Source organism: Bradyrhizobium sp. SZCCT0148 (genome assembly GCF_018129985.1).
In the GTDB taxonomy this organism is placed as follows: domain Bacteria; phylum Pseudomonadota; class Alphaproteobacteria; order Rhizobiales; family Xanthobacteraceae; genus Bradyrhizobium; species Bradyrhizobium japonicum_H.
In genome coordinates, this window is record NZ_JAFCKT010000004.1 from 187071 (window position 1) to 206407 (window position 19337).

General features: G+C 64.3%; 17 protein-coding genes and 2 pseudogenes. 12 read left to right on the forward strand and 7 right to left on the reverse strand.

Going from position 1 to position 19337, the window contains the following annotated elements; translation table 11 throughout:
* Nucleotide 1 precedes the first annotated feature (1 nt).
* Genes JQ580_RS15660 through JQ580_RS15670 form a run of 3 tightly spaced genes read left to right on the forward strand, consistent with a single transcriptional unit; the run spans nt 2 to nt 4040 of the window.
* Nucleotides 2–1495: an AMP-binding protein gene (locus JQ580_RS15660; protein ID WP_212280966.1), complete on the forward strand. Its 1494-nt coding sequence runs from the start codon at nt 2–4 to the stop codon at nt 1493–1495.
* Nucleotides 1492–2133, forward strand: a complete 642-nt coding sequence (locus tag JQ580_RS15665) for a TetR/AcrR family transcriptional regulator (protein ID WP_212280967.1) — start codon at nt 1492–1494, stop codon at nt 2131–2133. Before JQ580_RS15660 ends, JQ580_RS15665 begins: the two co-directional genes overlap by 4 nt.
* On the forward strand, nt 2130–4040 hold the full coding sequence (locus JQ580_RS15670) for a flavin-containing monooxygenase (protein WP_212280968.1): 1911 nt from the start codon (nt 2130–2132) through the stop codon (nt 4038–4040). The genes JQ580_RS15665 and JQ580_RS15670 overlap by 4 nt, the downstream gene beginning before the upstream one ends.
* 140 nt (nt 4041–4180) lie before the next feature.
* Here JQ580_RS15670 and ald read toward each other — a convergent pair whose 3' ends face one another.
* Nucleotides 4181–5296, reverse strand: coding sequence for an alanine dehydrogenase (gene ald / locus JQ580_RS15675; RefSeq protein WP_212280969.1), 1116 nt, complete (start codon nt 5294–5296; stop codon nt 4181–4183).
* Nucleotides 5297–5442: 146 nt separating this feature from the next.
* On the opposite strand from ald, the gene JQ580_RS15680 reads away from it, so the two are divergent.
* From JQ580_RS15680 to JQ580_RS15705, 6 genes are all read left to right on the forward strand, one after another.
* Nucleotides 5443–5922, forward strand: coding sequence for an Lrp/AsnC family transcriptional regulator (locus tag JQ580_RS15680; RefSeq protein WP_212280970.1), 480 nt, complete (start codon nt 5443–5445; stop codon nt 5920–5922).
* Between the two features lie 139 nt (nt 5923–6061).
* Nucleotides 6062–6547: a (2Fe-2S)-binding protein gene (locus tag JQ580_RS15685; RefSeq protein ID WP_212280971.1), complete on the forward strand. Its 486-nt coding sequence runs from the start codon at nt 6062–6064 to the stop codon at nt 6545–6547.
* Entirely contained in the window at nt 6544–7560 is a 1017-nt protein-coding gene (locus JQ580_RS15690) for an FAD binding domain-containing protein (protein WP_212280972.1), read from the forward strand. Before JQ580_RS15685 ends, JQ580_RS15690 begins: the two co-directional genes overlap by 4 nt.
* A gap of 7 nt (nt 7561–7567) precedes the next feature.
* Nucleotides 7568–9772, forward strand: a complete 2205-nt coding sequence (locus JQ580_RS15695) for a xanthine dehydrogenase family protein molybdopterin-binding subunit (RefSeq protein WP_212280973.1) — start codon at nt 7568–7570, stop codon at nt 9770–9772.
* A 96-nt stretch (nt 9773–9868) separates the two neighbouring features.
* Nucleotides 9869–12226 (forward strand): Orn/Lys/Arg family decarboxylase, encoded by a 2358-nt coding sequence (locus JQ580_RS15700; RefSeq protein WP_212280974.1) that lies wholly within the window; start codon nt 9869–9871, stop codon nt 12224–12226.
* A gap of 6 nt (nt 12227–12232) precedes the next feature.
* The gene (locus tag JQ580_RS15705) at nt 12233–12808 is read left to right on the forward strand and encodes a GNAT family N-acetyltransferase (protein WP_212280975.1); all 576 of its coding nucleotides are present in this window, start codon (nt 12233–12235) and stop codon (nt 12806–12808) included.
* A 57-nt stretch (nt 12809–12865) separates the two neighbouring features.
* Here JQ580_RS15705 and JQ580_RS15710 read toward each other — a convergent pair whose 3' ends face one another.
* Both JQ580_RS15710 and JQ580_RS15715 read right to left on the reverse strand, forming a co-directional pair.
* A complete protein-coding gene (locus JQ580_RS15710; RefSeq protein WP_094975039.1) occupies nt 12866–13078 on the reverse strand; it encodes a hypothetical protein in 213 nt (70 codons plus the stop codon).
* Nucleotides 13079–13208: 130 nt separating this feature from the next.
* On the reverse strand, nt 13209–14258 hold the full coding sequence (locus JQ580_RS15715) for a hydroxyacid dehydrogenase (RefSeq protein ID WP_212280976.1): 1050 nt from the start codon (nt 14256–14258) through the stop codon (nt 13209–13211).
* A 251-nt stretch (nt 14259–14509) separates the two neighbouring features.
* Here JQ580_RS15715 and JQ580_RS15720 point away from each other — a divergent pair, with 251 nt between their 5' ends.
* The 3 genes from JQ580_RS15720 to JQ580_RS15730 all read left to right on the forward strand — a co-directional run bounded on the left by JQ580_RS15720 (nt 14510) and on the right by JQ580_RS15730 (nt 16123).
* Nucleotides 14510–15064 carry a thiamine pyrophosphate-binding protein gene (locus JQ580_RS15720; protein ID WP_212280977.1) on the forward strand — a complete coding sequence of 185 codons (555 nt, stop codon included), beginning with the start codon at nt 14510–14512 and terminating at the stop codon, nt 15062–15064.
* Nucleotides 15065–15072: 8 nt separating this feature from the next.
* A complete protein-coding gene (locus JQ580_RS15725; RefSeq protein ID WP_212280978.1) occupies nt 15073–15669 on the forward strand; it encodes a thiamine pyrophosphate-dependent enzyme in 597 nt (198 codons plus the stop codon).
* Between the two features lie 76 nt (nt 15670–15745).
* Nucleotides 15746–16123, forward strand: coding sequence for a VanZ family protein (locus tag JQ580_RS15730; protein WP_212280979.1), 378 nt, complete (start codon nt 15746–15748; stop codon nt 16121–16123).
* Nucleotides 16124–16167: 44 nt separating this feature from the next.
* Here JQ580_RS15730 and JQ580_RS15735 read toward each other — a convergent pair whose 3' ends face one another.
* The 4 genes and pseudogenes from JQ580_RS15735 to gcl all read right to left on the reverse strand — a co-directional run bounded on the left by JQ580_RS15735 (nt 16168) and on the right by gcl (nt 19221).
* Complete coding sequence (locus JQ580_RS15735; protein ID WP_212280980.1) at nt 16168–16551, reverse strand: DUF1236 domain-containing protein; 384 nt, start codon at nt 16549–16551, stop codon at nt 16168–16170.
* Nucleotides 16552–16645: 94 nt separating this feature from the next.
* Nucleotides 16646–17141: pseudogene (locus tag JQ580_RS15740) on the reverse strand (NAD-binding protein); the annotation flags it as partial.
* Nucleotides 17142–17423: pseudogene (locus tag JQ580_RS15745) on the reverse strand (TIM barrel protein); the annotation flags it as partial. It abuts the pseudogene before it with no gap.
* A 13-nt stretch (nt 17424–17436) separates the two neighbouring features.
* On the reverse strand, nt 17437–19221 hold the full coding sequence (gene gcl / locus JQ580_RS15750; protein ID WP_212280981.1) for a glyoxylate carboligase: 1785 nt from the start codon (nt 19219–19221) through the stop codon (nt 17437–17439).
* Between the last annotated feature and the right edge of the window lie 116 nt (nt 19222–19337).

The window sequence follows — 19337 nt, forward strand, 5'->3', positions numbered from 1 at the left end:
AATGATCAACCTGTCGAGCTTCATCGCCTTCCATGCCCGGCGCTCGCCGGACCGGCCTGCGCTGAAATATCGCGGCGAGGAGATGTCCTACGCGGCGTTCGACGGGCGTGTCCGGAGGGTGGCAGGCTGGCTCGCCGCACAGGGCATTGGCGCCGGCGATGTCGTGGCGGTGCTGATGAAAAATAGCGCCGCGTTCCTGGAGGTCGTTTTCGCCACCAGCCATCTCGGCGCGGTGTTCTTGCCGATTAACTTCCGCCTCTCCCGCGACGAGGTCGGCTACATCACCGGCAATTCCGGCGCACGGCTTCTGATCGTCGATGAGGAATTGGCCGCGAATGCCGCGGGCACGAGAATTGTCGTGCTCGACGAGGCCGCGCAGCAGAGCCTCACGCATCTCACAGGCGATGCGCCGCCCGCGCCGATGCATGACCGCGCATCATCCGACCTGATGCGGCTGATGTATACCTCGGGCACGACCGACCGCCCCAAGGGCGTGATGCTTACCTACGATAATTTCTACTGGAAGTCCGCCGACCAAACGATCGCGCTGGGTTTGAGTGCCGAGACGCGCCTGCTCGTCGTCGGCCCGCTCTATCACGTCGGCGCGCTCGACCTGCCCGGCATCGCCGTGCTCTGGCATGGCGGCTTCATCCGCATCGAACGCAATTTCGAGCCTGAATGCGCGCTTGCGGCGATTGACGAGGACGAGCTGAACGCCGCCTGGTTCGCACCGGTCATGACCAGCGCGATGCTCACCTGCCCGACGCGAGAGCGCTACGACGTCTCCAGCCTGCAATGGGCGATCGGCGGCGGCGAGAAGACGCCGGAGCTGCGCATCCGCGCCTTCTCGGACTATTTCCACAATGCGCGCTATATCGATGCGTATGGCCTCACCGAGACCGTCGGCGGCGATACCTTCATGGAGGCCGGTCGCGAGATCGAGAAGATCGGCTCGACCGGGCGCGCCATCGCCCATGTCGAGATTGAGATCCGCGACGAGGACGGCAACACGTTGCCGGCCAACGTCGACGGCGAGATCTGCCTGCGCGGCCCAAAGATTACGCGCGGCTACTGGAAGGATCCGGACAAGACGGCCGCTGCCTTCTTCGGCGACTGGTTCCGCAGCGGCGACGTCGGCTATCTCGACGACGATGGCTTTCTGTTCCTGACCGACCGCAAGAAGGACATGATCATCTCCGGGGGCGAGAACATCGCCTCCTCAGAGGTCGAACGCGTCATCTACGAACTGCCCGAGGTGCACGAAGTCGCCGTGATCGGCCTGCGCGACGCCCGCTGGGGCGAACGGCCCGTCGCGATCGTCGTGCTGAGCGAGGGCGCCAGGCTCGAGCTCCCTGCCCTCACCGAGCATTGTCGCGCCCGGCTTGCCAGCTTCAAGGTGCCGAAACAGCTGATCATCCGCGACGGCCTCCCGCGCAACCCATCCGGAAAGATTCTCAAGCGCGTGCTGCGCGCCGAGCTGGAGAGGTCGGAATGACTCAAGTGAACGCCAAGGTGACAAAGCTCAACCGCGTCGAGCGCAACGCCTGGACCAAGCAGAAGATCTTCGAGGCCGCCACCAAGATCGTCGGCAAGCATGGCTATGCCGAAGCCTCCGTCGCCCGCATCACCGAGCAGGCCGGCGTCGCGCAAGGCACCTTCTACAATCATTTCGAGAACCGCCAGGAGCTGCTCGACCAGTTGCTGCCGAAGATCGGCCTCGACATGGTCGGCTTCATCCGCGCCCGCACCGGCACGGCGGATGCCGCGCGGCAGGAGATTTCACGCTTCTCCGCCTTCTTCGACTTCATCCGCGAGGTGCCGGAGTTCTTGCGCATCCTCAACGAGGCCGAATTCTTCGCGCCGACCGGCTACCAGAAGCATCTTGACAACATCTCGGTCGCCTATGTGCGCATTTTGCGTCGCGCGCGAGGCTCAGGTGCCATCGCTGACTACAGCGACGAGGAGTTCGAGGCGATCGTCCACATGCTGATGGGCGCACGCGGCTATCTCAGCCGCCGTTACTCCTATTCGGCCGGCGGCGTCACCGCCGTGCCCGAGCACGTCATCTCCGCCTATCGCAAGCTGATGACGCGCGGCCTCTTCACCACGTCCGGAGACCAGGACACGCCATGAATATCAAAGCTCCGCACAGGCCGCTCGACCTTGCCTCGACCATCGCCGAAGGCGACATCCGCTGCCTGCTGATGGTGCTGGTGCACATGACCGGCGACGAGAAATGGCTCGCGCCGCCGTACTTGCCCAAGCGCGACATCCGCCTGATCCCCGATCCCGAGGCCGGCGTGCCGCAAGAAATCCAGGACGAGATCCGCGCCGCTGTCGTCAACCTCTTTGCCGATGGCACGCCGAAGCCTGTGATTACCGATCCCGGCGAAGAGCTGCTGCTGAAGATGATGCGCGCCTGCCTCGGCGAGAACGTAGCGCCGGAATATGCCCCGCTGATGCGCGAAGAGATGGGCTTTGTGCCGCGCGAGGCGCGTTGGACCAAGCAGCCCTCGAACGACAAGCTCGCCGAGCAGCACGTCCTGATCGTCGGTGCCGGCGTCTGCGCCATCGCGCTCGGCGTGGCGCTCGGCCATCTCGGCATTCCCTACACCATCGTCGAGAAGAACGCCGAGCTCGGCGGCACCTGGTGGATCAACCGCTATCCCGGCTGCGGCGTCGACACGCCGAACCATTCCTATTCCTATTCGTTCGGCCCGGGAAATGCATGGACCCGCTACTTCTGCCAGCGCGAGGAGTTGCTGGGCTATCTCCGGAAGGTCGCCGAAGCATACGGCATCCGCAAGCATCTACGCGTCAACACCGAGCTGACCTCGTCGCGCTGGGACGACAGCAAGCGGCGCTGGATCTCGACGCTCAAAACCAGCAGCGGCGAAGAGATCTTCGAATCCACCGCATTGGTCTCGGCCATCGGCCAGCTCAACGACCCCTCCCGTGCCCGGTTCGAGGGCGAGGAAGAGTTCAAGGGAACGATCCTGCATTCGGCGCTGTGGTCCGATGACATCGACATCGACGGCAAGCATGTCGCCGTGATCGGCACCGGCGCGACCTCGATGCAACTGGTGCCGTCGATCGCGGACCGCGTCGCCTCGGTCACGGTCTATCAACGCAGCGCGCAATGGGCGCGGCCTGTGAAGGGCTATGCCGATCAGATCAGCGAGGGCGCGCGCTGGCTGCTGGCGCATCTGCCGTTCTATGTGCAGTGGTACCGCTTCAACATGTTCTGGCGCTATGGCGACGGCTTGCTTCCTTTCCTGCGCAAGGACCCGGCCTGGCCGCATCCGGAGCGTGCTGTCAACAAGGGCAACGACCGGCACCGCCAGGAGCTGACCGATTTCATCCTGTCGGAACTGCAGGGCCGGCCGGACCTGATCGAGAGATGCGTGCCGAGCTATCCGCCCTACGGCAAGCGCATTTTGCTCGACAACAACTGGTTCAAGACCTTGAGGCGGGACAACGTCGAGCTCGTCACCGACACGATCGATCATTTCGACGAGACAGGCATCGTAACCGCCAACGGCCACCACCGCCCCGCCGACGTCATCGTGGTCGCCACCGGCTTCAAGGTGACGGAGATGGCGGCCCGCCTCAACATCAGCGGACGCGACGGAAAGGATCTGCGCCAGGCCTGGGCCAACGACAATCCGACGGCGTTCCTCGGCCTCACCGTGCCCGACTTCCCCAATTTCTTCTGCATGCTCGGCCCGAACTCCGGCCCCGCGCATGGCGGCAGCGTCATCTTCCAGTCGGAATGCCAGAGCCGCTATATCTCAGCCTGCCTCGCCAGCATGATCGAGCACGACGTGGCCACGATCGACGTTCGCCAGGACGTGCTCGACGACTACGTCCGCAAGGTCGATGCCGAGCACGAGGGCATGATCTGGACCCATCCGGGGATGAGCACCTACTACCGCAACAGCAGCGGCCGCGTGTTCTCGGCGATGCCGTGGCGCTTCGTGGACTACTGGCGCATGACCCATGACCCGGACCTTGGGCAGTACAAGCTGACGAAGAGGTAAGCTTCCACTGCGCAGGCTGCTGTAAGGTTGGCGCACCTCCTCACCACACCGTCCATGCGAGCGCAGCGAAGCAATCCAGAATCTTTCCGCGAAGGCACCCTGGATTGCTTCGCTGCGCTCGCAAGACGGCCCGAGAGCCGTCAGGCCGCCAGCCCGCTCCCCACCGGGGCAAACTCGAGCCCGAGACTCTCCGCCACCGCCTTGTTGGTGATGCGCCCACGATGCACATTCAGCCCGTTGCGCAAATGCGGATTTTCCAGCACCGCGGCAAATCCCTTGCCGGCGAGCATCAGGCCGAACGGCAGCGTCGCATTGTTCAGCGCCTGGCTCGACGTCACCGGCACCGCGCCCGGCATATTGGCGACGCAATAGTGCACGACGCCGTCGACCTCGTAGATCGGCTCGGTGTGCGTGGTCGGGTGCGACGTCTCGAAGCAGCCGCCCTGGTCGATCGCGACGTCGACCAGCACCGCGCCCGGCCGCATAGATGTCAGCATCGCGCGCGTCACGAGCTTCGGTGCGCTGGCGCCCGGCACCAGCACCGCACCGATCACGACGTCGGCGGCAAACACTTCGTCCTCGACCGATTCGATGGTCGAGAAGCGGGTGCGAACACGTCCGGCGAAGAGATCGTCCAGTTCGCGCAAGCGCGGGATGGAACGGTCAATCACGGTGACGTCGGCACCGAGGCCTGCGGCCATGCGCGCGGCTTGCGTTCCCACCACGCCGCCGCCGAGCACGACGACGCGTGCCGGCTGTACGCCGGGCACACCGCCCAGCAACAGACCGCGGCCGCCGGCCGAGCGCCTGAGCGCGGCGCCGGCGGCCTCGATGGCGAGGCGGCCGGCGACTTCGCTCATCGGCGCGAGCAGCGGGAGGTGACCGCTCGCGTCCGTGACGGTTTCATAGGCGATCGCCGTGCAACCGGAGGCAAGCAGGCCCTTGGCCTGCTCCGGATCCGGCGCAAGATGAAGGTAAGTGAACAGGATTTGGCCTTCGCGAAGTTGGGCCCATTCGCTCTTCTGCGGCTCCTTCACCTTCACGATCATGTCGGACCTGGCAAAGACGTCGCGGGCGCTCCCGGCAATCGTAGCCCCTGCCCGCTCATACACTTCGTCGGATGCGCCGATGCCGCCACCGGCGCCGGTCTCGACCATCACGTCGTGCCCCGCCGCGACATATTCACGGACCGCGCCCGGGGTAAGTCCGACGCGATATTCCTGCACCTTGATCTCCTTGGGCACACCGACGCGCATCTACCCGGGCTCCTTTGCCAACGCCTTGATTCCGGTTGTCATCGTATCGACGAGGCCGGTTTGGTTTCGTGCAAATATCCGCTAGTTTCGGCAAGCCCGCGCCGGTTTCCGGCGCCAAGCTGCCCTTTCACGCTGGAAACGAAACTTTGGCCCTTGACCGGAAAGACCTCGCGATCCTCGCGGAACTCACGACCAACGCGCGCGCCAGCCACACTGAGCTTGCCGTCAAGGTCGGGCTATCGAGCACGGCACTGGCGCGGCGGCAGAAGGCACTGGAGGACGAGGGCTACATCCAGGCCTACCAGGCCGCACTCGATCTCTCGCAGTTCGGACTCACCACCACCGTGCTGGTTCGCATCGCGCTCGAGAGCCAAAGCGACGAGGCGCTGAAAGCCTTCGAGGCTGAGGTGGTGAAATGCCCGTCCGTCATACGCTGCTTTCTGATGTCGGGCACCGACGACTACATCCTGATCGTGCTGGCCCGTGACATCCAGGATTTCGAGCGCATCCACCGCACCGAGCTGTCCCGCCTGCCGCGCGTCGCGCGCGTGCAATCGAGCTTTGCACTGCGCGAAATCGTTAACCGCGCGGTGCCGACGGTGGTGTTCGGCCAAGCCAAGCGCTGACCTCGCCGTCTGGCCGCAGGAATCGGTCTGGAACCAAGCACCGCGTCATCCGTTGGGCGCTATCGGCCAGCGGCGGCAGCGCATTCGTGCGTCACTCCCACAATTTGCCCAGCTCGGCCTTCCGCAAGGAAATGAAAATATGGCCGACACGACAATCCCCGAACGCATTCCGATCAACCTCGTCGTCAATGGCGAAAGGCGCGCGCTCGAGGTCGTGCCGTGGACCACGCTCCTCGATGCGCTGCGTGACCGCCTGGAGCTGACCGGGACCAAAAAGGGCTGCGATCACGGCCAATGCGGCGCCTGTACCGTGCTGGTCGATGGAAGACGGGTCAACTCCTGCCTGACGCTAGCGGTCATGAAGGATGGCGCCGAGATCACGACGATCGAAGGCATGGCCAGGGACGGCACGTTGCATCCCCTGCAGCAGGCCTTCATCGACCACGACGCCTTTCAATGCGGCTACTGCACGCCGGGGCAGATTTGTTCGGCCGCCGGCCTGCTGGCCGAAGGTCGTGCGCGAGATGCCGACGAAATCCGCGAGCTCATGAGTGGAAACCTCTGCCGCTGTGGCGCCTATCCCAACATCGTGGCTGCGATCGAGCAGGCAATGAGCCGGTCATGAACAATTTCGATTATTCCCGCGCGAGCGACGTTTCCGACGCCATTCGCCTGCTAACCGCCGATCCCGGTGCGAAGTTGATTGCCGGCGGCACCAACCTGATCGATCTGATGAAGGAGAATGTCGAACGGCCCTCGCGGCTCATCGACATCACCCGCCTGCCGCTCCGCGACATTGAAGAGACCGCCGGCGGCGGTCTGCGTATCGGCGCCTTGGTGCCGAATTCCGACCTCGCCTACCACCCGTTGGTCGAGCAGCGCTACCCCCTCCTCGCCAGCGCCATCCTGGCCGGTGCTTCCGCGCAACTGCGCAACATGGCCTCGGTCGGCGGCAATCTGATGCAACGAACGCGCTGCGCCTACTTCTATGACACCACGACGCCTTGCAACAAGCGAAGCCCTGGCACGGGCTGCTCGGCGATCGATGGCCTCAATCGCAACCACGCAATCCTCGGCACAAGCCAATCCTGCATCGCGACGAATCCATCCGACATGAGCGTGGCCCTGGCTGCGCTCGGCGCGCTGGTCCACATCGCAGGCCCGTCGGGTCAACGCACCCTCGCGTTGACGGACTTCCACCGGCTCCCGGACGACAAGCCTCATCTCGATACGAATCTCGGCAGCGGCGAGATCATCACGGCGATTGAGCTACCGGCGCATGGCTTTGCCCGGAACTTCAGCTATCTGAAAATCCGCGACCGGCTGTCCTATGCGTTTGCATTGGTGTCGGTCGCAGCCGCGCTCGAACTGGAGGGCAACGCGATCAGCGAAGCGCGCCTGGCGCTCGGCGGCGTGGCCCATAAGCCTTGGCGAAGCCTCGAGGCGGAAGCAGCATTGCGGGGCAAGGCAGCGACGCCGGACCATTTCGGACACGCCGCCGATCTGCTGCTGCAGGGAGCGACTGCCCGTTCCCATAATGGATTCAAGATCGAGCTGGCCCGTCGCGCCATCGTGCGGACGCTGATGCAGGCCGCGAATGCCACGCCGCAATCACAAGCTCACAAGAAGATCGCATGAGGGCTGGATGAAAGCCTATGTCGGAACAGCAACGTCGCGCGTCGACGGCCGGGCCAAGGTCACCGGAGCCGCGAAGTACGCCGGCGAATTCAGCGCCAAGGGCCTCGCCCATGGCTTCGTGGTCGAGGCCGCCATACCGCGCGGCCGCATCGTGCGGATCGACACTCACGAAGCGCTGAAAGTTGCCGGCGTTCTCGAGGTGCTCACGCACGTCAATCGCCCGCCCCTTGCGGACACTGACGACGCGTGGAAGGACGAGGTGGCGCCGGAGAAGGGCTCGACCTTCCGTCCCGTCTATGACGACAGGATCAAGTTCAACGGTCAGCCGATCGCGCTGGTCGTGGCGGAGGACTGGGAGACTGCCAAGTTCGCTGCAACCCGCCTCTACGTCGAATATGAGGAGGAGGCGTTCGCGACTGACCTCGAGTCAGAACGTGACAGGGCAACCGAAGTGGAGCAGCCGCACAAGCCGCGTGGTGATGCCGCAGCAGCAATGACGCGGGCGGCCGTCCGGCATGAAGCTGACTACGTCCTTCCGAACGAGCATCACAATCCCATGGAGCTCTTCGCAACGACAGTCGTCTGGGACGTTGGCGGCAAGCTCGCGGTTCATGACAAAACGCAAGGCGTCCAGAACGTCCACAAATTTCTCTGCAGCGTCTTCGGAAAGAAGCCGGACGACATCCGCGTGATCTCGCCCTATGTCGGCGGGGCGTTCGGCTCGGCCCTGCGGCCGCAGTATCAGGTTGTGCTGGCGACGCTTGCCGCGCTCGCCTTGAAGCGCTCGGTTCGCGTCGTGCTGACACGGCAACAGATGTATGGCCTGGGCTATCGTCCCATGACCATCGAGCGCGTTGCGCTCGGTGCAAAGCCGGACGGCACGCTGGATGTGGTCACGCACGAAGCGGTTGCGGTGACCTCGCGTTATGAGGATTTCTCACGCAACGATACCGGCTGGGCGGAGCAGCTTTATAAAAGCCCCAACAGCCGCTCCTCGCACAAGCTCGTCCATCTCGACGTTTCGACGCCCAGCGACATGCGGGCACCTGGGGCAGCATCGGGCGTCTGTGCGCTCGAATGCGCCATGGACGAATTGGCGATCGCGCTCAAGCTGGATCCAATCGAGCTCCGGCTGAAGTGCTACTCGGATCGCGACCAGAGTGATGATGTTCCCTACACCAGCAAGCAGCTGCGCGAATGTTACGCCCGCGGCGCCGAAGCCTTCGGCTGGAGCCGCCGTGATCCCGCACCGCGCTCCATGCGCGACGGCAAGGAACTGATCGGCTGGGGCATGGCCACAGGAGTGTGGGAAGCGCTGCAGATGCCTGTGGCCGTCCGCATCGTGCTGACGGCCAACGGCCATGCCGAGATCTCCTGCGCCGCGTCCGACGTCGGGACCGGCACGTACACCATCGTGGCGCAGGTCGCGGCCGATGCCCTCGGGCTGCCGATCGAGAACATCAGCGTTCGGCTCGCCGACTCGACCTTGCCGCAAGCTCCCGTCGAGGGCGGCTCCTGGATGGCCGCATCCAGCGCGCATGCCGTGTTGGGAGCCGCAGAAGAGATTCGCAGGGAGCTGGCAGGTCTCGCCAAGGCAATACCGGGCTCGCCGCTCGCCGAGCTCGACGCTGCCGATGTTGCCCTGGCTGACGGCATGGTTGCCAGCCGCACCAGGAAGGGGGCCGCTGTCTCGATTGCGGATGTCATGCGCCACAGCAACCTCGAACGGATCGAGAAGGAGAAGCTCAACGAGTTCGCGGAGGATAAATCACACGCCCGCAACACCCATTCGGCGGTCTTCGCAGAGGTGAAGGTCGATGAGGAGCTCGGCGTGATCCGCGTCACCCGCGTCGTGAGCGCCATCGCGGCCGGGCGCATCCTGAATACCAAGACCGGCCGCAGCCAGATCATGGGCGGCGTGGTGTGGGGAATCGGGATGGCGCTGCACGAGGAGACGGTGATGGATCACCGTTTCGGCCGCATCATGAATCCGAACTTCGCCGAATACCACATCCCGGTGAACGCCGACGTTCACGATATTGACGTCATCTTCGTCGACGAACCAGACGAACGAATCAATAAGCTGGGCATCAAAGGTATCGGAGAGATCGGCATCGTCGGCGTGCCTGCAGCGATCGCGAATGCGGTCTATCATGCCACCGGCAAGCGCATCCGGCGCTTCCCGATCACGCTGGACAAGCTGCTGGAGTGAAGCGGCAGTCCAGACTTGCCGCGGCACTCGAGGCCTGTCATCCAGGTGTCATCGAATGTGCACAGAGCTTTTCCTTCTGCACATTCGGGACAGACCATGGACTATTTCAAGCGCTTCAACTTCCTGTTCGCCGCACCTGCGTTCGATACCGATGACCTCGAGGGCATTCGCTTCAACCAGATCATCGAGGAGATCCAGCGCTCCGGTTTCGAGGTGGTCCGGGCCCGCAAGCTTGAATATGCCGAGATGGCCGTGCAGACCGATGCCGCGATCGGCTGCATGGTGGTGGACTGGGGCAAGAAGGGGCTGGAAGGCAAGACGTCGGCCCTGATCAACCTGATGCGGCGCCGCGGCCTCGACTTCCCGATCATCCTCCTGATCCGGCGCAAGCGCTTCGAGGACCTGCCGGTCGAAGTGCTCGACTTCATCGACGGCTATGTCTTCCTCTCGGAGGAAACCCCGCCCTTCATCGCCAAGAATCTGATCAGCCGGCTCAAGCAATATGCCGAGACGCTGAAGACGCCGTTCTTCGGCGCCCTGGTCGACTATGCCGAGGAAGGAAATCAGCTCTGGACCTGCCCGGGCCACAATGGCGGCGTGTTCTACAATCGCAGCCCGATCGGCCGGGTCTTCGTCGAGCATCTCGGCGAATCCGTGTTCCGCGACGACCTCGACAATTCCGTGCTCGATCTCGGCGACCTCCTCACCCATGAAGGACCGGCGCTGAAGGCCCAGAAGGAAGCCGCACAGATCTTCGGCGCGGAGAAGACCTATTTCGTGCTGAACGGCACCTCGACCTCGAACAAGGTCGCGCTCGGCGCGCTCGTCACCGACGGTGACCTCGTGCTGTTCGACCGCAACAATCACAAGGCCGCCCATCATGGCGCCCTGATGATCAACGGCGGCGTTCCGGTTTACGTGCCGACCATCCGCAATTCCTGGGGCCTGATCGGCCCGATGCGATGGGACGCGCTCGACGAGAAAGCGCTGCGCGAGGCTATCCGCAACCACCCGCTGGTCATCGACAAGGAGGCCTGGCGCAAGGAGCGCCCCTTCCGCGTCGCGGTCGTCGAACAGTGCACCTATGACGGGACGATCCACAGCGCCGAGATGATCCTGAAGCGCATCGGCCATCTCTGCGAATACATCCTGTTCGACGAGGCCTGGGCCGGATTCATGAAGTTCCACCCGCTCTATGCCGGCCGCTTTGCCATGGGGCTGGCGAACCTTCCGCCGGATGCACCAGGCATCATCGCGACGCAGTCGACCCACAAACAGCTCGCGAGCTTCTCGCAGGCCTCGCAGATCCACATCAAGGACCGCCACATCCGCGGCCAGAAGCGGCGCGTCGAGCACCGACGCTTCAACGAAAGCTTCATGCAACACGCCTCCACTTCACCATTCTATCCGCTGTTCGCCTCGCTCGACGTCGGCGCCCAGATGATGAAGGGCCGCTCCGGAGAGGTGCTGTGGGACGACACGATCCGCCTCGGCATCGAGCTTCGCAAGAAGATCCGCGCGATGCGCCGGGAGTTCGAGGAGAAGGAGCAGAACCCGGACCGGCGCTGGTTCTTCGAACCCTTCGTTCCCGACCGCGTCGCGATTCCCGATGTCGGCCGCCCCGGTGCCGCGCATAACGTCGCCTGGGAAACCCTCTCCACCGATGAGCTCGCCACCAATGCCGCGCTGTGGCAGCTCTCGCCGGACAGCAATTGGCATGGCTTCCCCGGCCTCACCGAGGGCTTCGCCATGACCGATCCGAACAAGCTGACACTGCTGACGCCCGGATTCGACCGCACCACCGGCGCCTATGCCGAGCACGGCATTCCCGCGCCGGTCGTGGCGCAATATCTGCGCGAGAACCGCATCGTGCCGGAGAAGAACGACCTCAACTCCCTGCTCTTCCTGCTCACCCCCGGCGTCGAGGCGAGCAAGGCCGGCACGCTGATCTCAGGCCTCGTCGCGTTCAAGAGGCTGCACGACGACAATGCACTGCTGGCAGACGCCATCCCGGAATTTTACCAGAGACGGCAGTCACGCTACGCCGGCGTGCGCTTGCGCGATCTCTGCGGCGAGATGCACCGCTTCTTTCGCGCGGCCGATGTCAGCACGCTCCAGGCGCGACAGTTCATGCCGGAGCACATGCCGGAGATCGCGATGTCGCCGCGCGATGCCGCGCGCTATCTGTTCAAGAATGATGTCGACTACCTCCCGATCGAGGCGATCGCCGGCCGCATCGCGACCACACCCTTCGTGGTCTATCCCCCCGGTATCGCCACCATCGTGCCCGGCGAGCGCCTGACGGAACGGGCGAAGCCCATGGTGGATTATCTCAAGATGTTCGAAGCCTGCTTCAACAGTTTCCCAGGCTTCGATGTGGAAATCCAGGGCGTCTACAAGGAAATCGATGCCCAGGGCCGCATCGGGCTCTACACTTACGTCGTTGCCGAGTAGGTGCCGATGAACGAAACAGTTGCGCGCGCAAGCGACGAACAGGTTCGGGTCCGCCCCTCGCGCGAGAGCGATGTCGAGGCGATGCTGGCGATCTACCGCCATCACGTCCGCAATGGCGTGGCGCGCGAGGTCGAGGGATACGGCGCACCCGAGCCGGACGATTTGCGCGACCGGCGCAAGAACCTCAAGCAGACCCGCCTGCCGCATCTGGTCGCGACCTTTCGCGGTGAAGTCGTCGGGTATGCCTACGCGGTGCTGTTCCGCAAGCGTCCGGCCTATCGCTACACCGCCAAGCATTCGATCTACGTTCACCACGAGCAGCTCGGCCGTGGGATCGGACGGCTGCTGCTGCTGGAATTGATCGATGCTTGTGCGGCTGCCGGCTTCCGCCAGATGATCGGCTATATCGATGCCGACAACGCGCCCTCACTGGCGCTGCACGAGCGGTTCGGCTTCGCGCGCGCCGGCCTGCTCTGCGGCGTGGCTTATCGCCATGGCCGCTGGTCCGACACCGTCATGGTGCAGCGATCGCTCGGTGCCGGATCGACGGCGCCTCCGCCGGTGACGGCGCCGGGCCGCTAGACCATGATCCGGAAAATTGCAGTGGTTTTCCGAAAGATCATGCTCGAAACACAGACCTCACGACGGAAAATCAGCCGGCTTCACATGGATGCGGTCGGCATGCAGGGACCAGTGATGAAGCGCCTGGTCCTTGCAGAACCTGGCCTTCGCCTGCTCCCTGGCCTCGTCCTCATCGGCGGCGTCGATCTCCAGCGTCCCCTGGCAAACCTCGCTCTGCCGGCCGTACTCGCCGAGCACGTTCTTCATGAACCTGACCACATAGATAGACATGGGACCTCCTGCGCCCCCCGGCGACATTCTAGTCCCATTTAGGCCGAACCGGGAAAGGAGATTTTGACGCGGATCAAGGTCGGACGATCCTCGCCGCGTCGTTGTCCCCGGAATGGCCATCTGGCTGCCCCTACCCCGGCATCACGCCGAACGCTTGCTTGAAGCGCTCTGCATAGCGCGGCCAGACCTCGGGATTGATGATGCGCGGCGGGCGTTTGCCGTCGAGCGTGTCCAGGACCTGCTCGGCGGCGATACGGCCCATGTTCTGGCGCGCCTCAATGGTCACCCCTGCGGTATGGGGGCTCGCCAGCACGTTGTCGAACTGGAGCAGCGGATGATCCGGCGGCGGCGGTTCCTTGGACCAGACGTCGAGGCCGGCACCGGCGATACGCTCGTCGCGCAGTGCCTGGAGCAGTGCATCCTCGTCGTGGATGAAACCGCGCGCCGTGGTGATGAAATACGCATGCGGCTGCATCAGCGCGAACTCGCGCGTGCTGATCATGTTGCGGCTTCCCTTGTCGAGCGGGCAGGAGATCGAGACGAAATCGGCACGGCGCAACAGATCGTCGAGCTCGACCTTCTCGCCCCCGCGCTCGGCCATCACGTCGGCCGACAAATATGGGTCGTAGGCCAGCACCTTCATGCCGAGCAGGCCCTTGCACAGCGCGGCGATGCGGCGGCCGACATTGCCGAGGCCGATGATGCCGACGGTCTTCTGTTCGACCTCGTTGCCGACCAGATCGTTACGGTTGACGTCGCGCTCGCGGCGGAGGCGACGGTCGGACTGGATGATGCGCTTGGACAGCGTCAGCATCATCGCCAGCGCGTGCTCGGCAACCGAATGGGCATTGCCGCCGGACTGGTTGACGACCAGCACGCCCGCGTCGGTGCAGGCCTCGACATCGACAGGGTCGAAGCCCGCACCATTGCTGGAGACCAGCAGCAGGTTCGGCGTGCGCTTCAGCAGGGCGGCATCGACATGGAAATGCGGGGCGAGTTCGTCCCGTGCGGCGCCGATCTGGTAGACATGCGCCGCGCTCATGATCGGCGCGTAGAAGTCTTCGGGACTCTCGTTCTCGATGCGATCGAGCCGGACGTCAGGCCGCGCCTTCAGGATATCGATATAGACCGGATTGGCCAGATATTTGACGTAGAAGACGCGCTTGCTGTTGACGGACATCAGGACCCTTCCGGCTATCGGTGGAGATCCGCAAGGTCAGCGCGATACGCGCTCGTCCGTGCCCCCTCCCGTTTTCTCATTGCCGCCGTTATGGCACGGCGATGCCGGCCACGGCAGGCCGTTCCGTGCAGATCACGGTGCGGCCCGGACATGTTGACAATCCCGCCCGCTCCGTCAAGTTCGACCGATCGCCGCGACGCCAGAGCCAAGAAGCATGCGCGGCTCAAGAAAATGCGCCAAGGGAGGACGCGATGGCGATTGCGGAACGGCAAGTGACGCCGCCGGCGGGCGACAACAGCTGGCACGGCATCGTCCTGCAAACCCTGAAGCGGAACGAGATCAGCCTCGTCCCTTACGTGCCCGACCGCGTGCTGACGCCGCTGATCAAGAACCTGCACACCGATCCGTTCTTCACCACCTTCGCCACCGCGCGCGAGGAGGAAGCCGTCGGCATCGTCTCCGGCGCCTGGATGGGTGGCCGGCGCGGTGCGGTGTTGATGCAGACCTCCGGCTTTGCCACGCTCGCCAACGTGCTCGCCTCGCTCGCCGTGCCCTACCAGATCCCGCTGATCATGTTCGTCTCCGAGCGCGGAACGCTCGGCGAGTTCAACTACGGCCAGTCGCTGGTCTGCCGCACCATGCGTCCGGTGCTGGATTCGCTGGCGCTGGAGCACCACACCATCACCCGGCTCGACGAGCTCGAATTCATCGCCGACCGCTCGATCAAGCAGGCCGTCACCACGCAGGCGCCGGTGGCCCTGATCCTCAACCCGCTGCTCACAGGCGGCAAGGTCTTCGACAAGTGAGGCGAGCGATGGACAATCGCAACACGAAGGTGATGAACCGCTTCGACGTGACCTCGCGCCTGATCGGCAAGCTCAGGCATGAGGAGGCCATCATCGGCGGCATCGGCAACACCAATTTCGATCTCTGGGCCGCCGGCCACCGCCCGCAGAATTTCTACATGCTGGGCAGCATGGGCCTCGCCTTCCCGATCGCGCTCGGCGTCGCGCTGGCGCAGCCCGACCGCCGCGTCTTCGCGCTCGAAGGCGACGGCTCGCTGTTGATGCAGCTCGGCGTGCTCTCGACAATTGCGACGTTGAAGCCGAAGAACCTCATCATGATCGTGATGGACAACGGCATCTACCAGATTACCGGAGCACAGCCGACGCCCGCGGCCAGCGTGGCGGACATCGTTGCCATCGCCGCAGGCTCCGGCCTTGCCAAGAGCGCCTGGGCAGCGGACGAGGAGGATTTCGAGCGCCTGGTCGAAGTGGCAATGTCCGCCGCCGAGCCTAGCCTGATTGCGGTCCGCATCGACGACAAGCCTGGCGTCGGCGCCACACGGCGCGATCCCGTGCAGATCCGGGAACGCTTCATGCAAGGGCTCGGCGTGCGCGATCAGCTTTAATTTTCGTCATTAACTACACGTCGATCTGATGTAAGGACGGTACCGGTCCGCTGCCGATCCGTGCTAAGCGAACGGTATGTCCATTTTGATACGTTCCTTTGCCTGGTTCCTCGCCGCCGCCGTGACTTTCGCGACCCTCGGTCCCCCCGGCCTGCGGCCCCACTCCGACCTCGGCCAGGACGGCGAGCATGCGCTCGCCTTCATCCTGGTGGGACTGGCCTTCGGCTTGGCCTATCCGCGGCGGCGCCTGCTGGGCGCGGGAGCCGCGGTGGTCCTGATTGGCGTGCTCGAGCTGATGCAGTTTTGGGCACCCGGACGCCACGCCCGGCTGGAGGATTTCCTGGTCGATGCATTCACCGCCTGCCTCGGTTTTGCGCTCGCGGCGATCACTGAATGGGTCATGTCACGCTTTCGCGCCAGCCCCTCGGCAGCAAGCGAAGGCCCCGCGGAGTAAACTCCGCAGGGCCCTTTTCTCTTCTCGCCTTGGCTTGACGTTGATCAGTCGATAATCTTGACCACGCGACGCGTGCGCGGCTCGACGATCACACGGCGATCGTTCACGACCGCATAGCGATACTCGGTGTAGTTCGGGACGGGGCGGAGCACCACGGTCGGCGGCAGCGGCTCGCCCACCACGACACGCTCCTCGACCACCACGGAGTCGCTGCGCGGGATACCGCCCAGGATCGCGTTCGGAATCTCGAGGCCGGCGCCGACGGCCGCACCAACGGTGCCGCCGACCATCGCGCCGATCGGGCCGCCGATGTCGCCACCCGCACGCGCGCCGTCCCTGGCGCCCTGTTCGGTCGTCGACTGGGCAAAGGCTGCACCCGACGCCAGAAGCGAAGCGGCAACCAACGAAATCGCAAGACGGGTCTTCATCGAAAGCCTCCAGTGATTGTTGTGCGCCTTCAACCGCGCGGCGGCAGCATTGTTCCGGTTCCCGCGTGCCGATAACGCCACAAACTGCAGACTGTTACGGCGTAACAGTTGAGGCTGCCGCAATTTCGTGGCCCCGCCAACAGTTCCAGAGCCCGCACCATCGCGGAATGATCCCAGCTCTTGCCGCCATACGCCGCTGCAGGCCGAGCACAATTGCTGTGCCACCGCCGAGCTCGGCAACGACAGGCCGAGCGTGCGCGCGCCTTCGAGCGCCAGATTGAGATCCTTCTGATGCAGCTCGATGTAGAAGCCCGGTTCGAAATTGCGCGTCACCATCCGCTCGCCGTGAACTTCGAGAATGTGAGCGAGGAGGCAAATCCGCCCATCAGGGCCTGTCGCACCAGCGCTGGGTTCGCGCCAGCCTTGGAGGCGAACAGCAGCGCCCCGCTCACCGCCTCGATCGTCAGCGCGACGATGATCTGGTTGGCGACCTTCGTGGTTTGCCCGTCGCCATTGGCGCCGACGCGGGTGACGTTCTTGCCCAGCTTGTCGGAGACCGGCTTCATGGTGTTGAACGCCCGCTCCGGCCCGGCATAGTCGATGGCGCGGAACACGCCGTCGCGGAATTCGGCGCTGCGACCGGGCAGGATCGCGATGCCGCGCTCGCCGCCGGCCCAATTCCCTGCCGGCAGATTGTGCAGCACCTGCGTCAGCCCGTGAGCCTCGAGCTGTTCGCGCAGCTGCGCCTTGTCGAAATCATAAGGGAAGAGATATTCGACCCCAGCGAAGCCTGCCGCCTTTGCCGCGGCGAAACGGTCGAGTAACGGCATCTCGTTGAAGAGCATGGTGAGGTTGGCGGCGAATTTCGGCATGGTGCTTGTCCCCCTATTCCGCCGGCTGCAGCACGCGTGTGGTGCCGACCTCGTCGATTGGCAGATCCAGCACCTCCTCGAACTCGACGATGTTGTCGATCTCGGTGCCCATCGCGATGTTGGTGACGCGTTCGAGGATGAACTCGACCACCACGGGCACGCGGTGCTTGGCTATCAGCTCGCGCGCGGTCGCGAACGCGGCCTGTGCGTCCTTCGGATCGGTGACGCGGATCGCCTTGCAGCCGAGGCCTTCAGCGACCGCGACGTGGTCGACACCGTAACCGCCGAGCTCGGGCGCGTTGACGTTCTCGAAGGACAGCTGGACGTGATAGTCCATGTCGAAGCCGCGCTGGGCCTGGCGGATCAGGCCGAGATAGGAATTGTTCACGACGACGTGGATATAGGGCAGATTGAACTGCGCCCCGACCGCGAGCTCCTCGATCAGGAATTGGAAGTCGTAGTCGCCCGAGAGCGCAACGATGTCCCGATCCGGGCACGCCGCGCGCACGCCAAGCGCGGCAGGCAGCGTCCAGCCGAGCGGCCCGGCCTGCCCGGCATTGATCCAGTTGCGCGGCTTGTAGACGCCCAAAAACTGCGCGCCGGCGATCTGCGACAGGCCGATCACGGTGACATAGCAGGTGTCGCGGCCAAAGGCCTTGGTCATTTCCTCGTAGACGCGCTGCGGCTTGATCGGGACGTTGTCGAAATGGCTCTTGCGCAGCATGGTCTTCTTGCGATCGCGGCAAGACGCGGGCCACGCCTGGCGCTCGCGGAGCCTGCCGGCCCGACGCCACTCCCTGGCGACGGTAACGAACAGCTCGAGCGCGGCCTTCGCGTCCGAGACGATGCCGAGATCGGGATTGAACACCCGCCCGATCTGGGTCGGCTCAATGTCGACATGCACGAAGGTGCGACCCTTGGTGTAGGTCTCTACGGAGCCGGTGTGACGGTTGGCCCAGCGGTTGCCGATGCCGAGCACGAAGTCAGCTTCGAGCATGGTCGCATTGCCATAGCGGTGGCTGGTCTGCAGGCCGACCATGCCGGCCATCAGCACGTGGTCGTCCGGGATCGCGCCCCACCCCATCAGTGTCGGCACCACGGGCACGTTGGCGATCTCGGCGAACTCGACCAGCAGGTCCGAAGCATCGGCATTGATAATGCCGCCGCCCGCGACGATCAGCGGACGCTCCGCAACGTTGAGCATCTCCAGCGCTTTCTCGATTTGCTTGCGCGTGGCGGCGGGCTTGTAGACGGGCAGCGGCTCATAGGTGTCATCGTCGAACTCGATCTCGGCCAGTTGAACATCGAGCGGTATGTCGATCAGCACCGGCCCCGGCCGGCCCGAGCGCATGACGTGAAAGGCCTGGCTGAACACACGCGGCACCAGCGCCGGCTCGCGCACGGTGACGGCCCATTTGGTCACGGGCTTTGCGATCGACTCGATGTCGACGGCCTGAAAATCTTCCTTGTAGAGCCGCGCCCGCGGCGCCTGCCCGGTGATGCAGAGGATCGGAATGGAATCGGCGATCGCGGAATATAGCCCGGTGATCATGTCGGTGCCCGCCGGCCCCGAGGTCCCGATGCAGACGCCGATATTGCCGGCCTTGGCACGCGTATAGCCCTCGGCCATGTGCGAGGCGCCCTCGACGTGGCGGGCCAGGATGTGCCGGATCGAGCCGCGTTTCTTCAGCGCTGAGTAAAGCGGATTGATCGCGGCGCCGGGCACACCGAAGGCGGTGGAGATGCCTTCCTTCTCCAGAATTCGCACGGCCGCATCGATAGCTCGCATCTTCGCCATATCTGACCTCGCTCAGGTTGAGTTAGCGAGCGAGATCATTAGAGGTGCGAGATACGGTCTCAACGAGATCGATTTTATTTTCCACGATGCGGCAGCCGCAGAAAAATTGCGGCAGC

Coding starts and splice junctions, on each gene's coding strand:
- JQ580_RS15665 (WP_212280967.1), top strand. CDS start 1,492: ATGACTCAAGTGAACGCCAAGGTGACAAAGCTCAACCGCGTCGAGCGC.
- JQ580_RS15720 (WP_212280977.1), top strand. CDS start 14,510: ATGGCGATTGCGGAACGGCAAGTGACGCCGCCGGCGGGCGACAACAGC.
- JQ580_RS15685 (WP_212280971.1), top strand. CDS start 6,062: ATGGCCGACACGACAATCCCCGAACGCATTCCGATCAACCTCGTCGTC.
- JQ580_RS15715 (WP_212280976.1), bottom strand. CDS start 14,258: ATGTCCGTCAACAGCAAGCGCGTCTTCTACGTCAAATATCTGGCCAAT.
- JQ580_RS15730 (WP_212280979.1), top strand. CDS start 15,746: ATGTCCATTTTGATACGTTCCTTTGCCTGGTTCCTCGCCGCCGCCGTG.
- JQ580_RS15725 (WP_212280978.1), top strand. CDS start 15,073: ATGGACAATCGCAACACGAAGGTGATGAACCGCTTCGACGTGACCTCG.
- JQ580_RS15705 (WP_212280975.1), top strand. CDS start 12,233: ATGAACGAAACAGTTGCGCGCGCAAGCGACGAACAGGTTCGGGTCCGC.
- JQ580_RS15690 (WP_212280972.1), top strand. CDS start 6,544: ATGAACAATTTCGATTATTCCCGCGCGAGCGACGTTTCCGACGCCATT.
- JQ580_RS15710 (WP_094975039.1), bottom strand. CDS start 13,078: ATGTCTATCTATGTGGTCAGGTTCATGAAGAACGTGCTCGGCGAGTAC.
- JQ580_RS15670 (WP_212280968.1), top strand. CDS start 2,130: ATGAATATCAAAGCTCCGCACAGGCCGCTCGACCTTGCCTCGACCATC.
- JQ580_RS15735 (WP_212280980.1), bottom strand. CDS start 16,551: ATGAAGACCCGTCTTGCGATTTCGTTGGTTGCCGCTTCGCTTCTGGCG.
- gcl (WP_212280981.1), bottom strand. CDS start 19,221: ATGGCGAAGATGCGAGCTATCGATGCGGCCGTGCGAATTCTGGAGAAG.
- ald (WP_212280969.1), bottom strand. CDS start 5,296: ATGCGCGTCGGTGTGCCCAAGGAGATCAAGGTGCAGGAATATCGCGTC.
- JQ580_RS15695 (WP_212280973.1), top strand. CDS start 7,568: ATGAAAGCCTATGTCGGAACAGCAACGTCGCGCGTCGACGGCCGGGCC.
- JQ580_RS15700 (WP_212280974.1), top strand. CDS start 9,869: ATGGACTATTTCAAGCGCTTCAACTTCCTGTTCGCCGCACCTGCGTTC.
- JQ580_RS15660 (WP_212280966.1), top strand. CDS start 2: ATGATCAACCTGTCGAGCTTCATCGCCTTCCATGCCCGGCGCTCGCCG.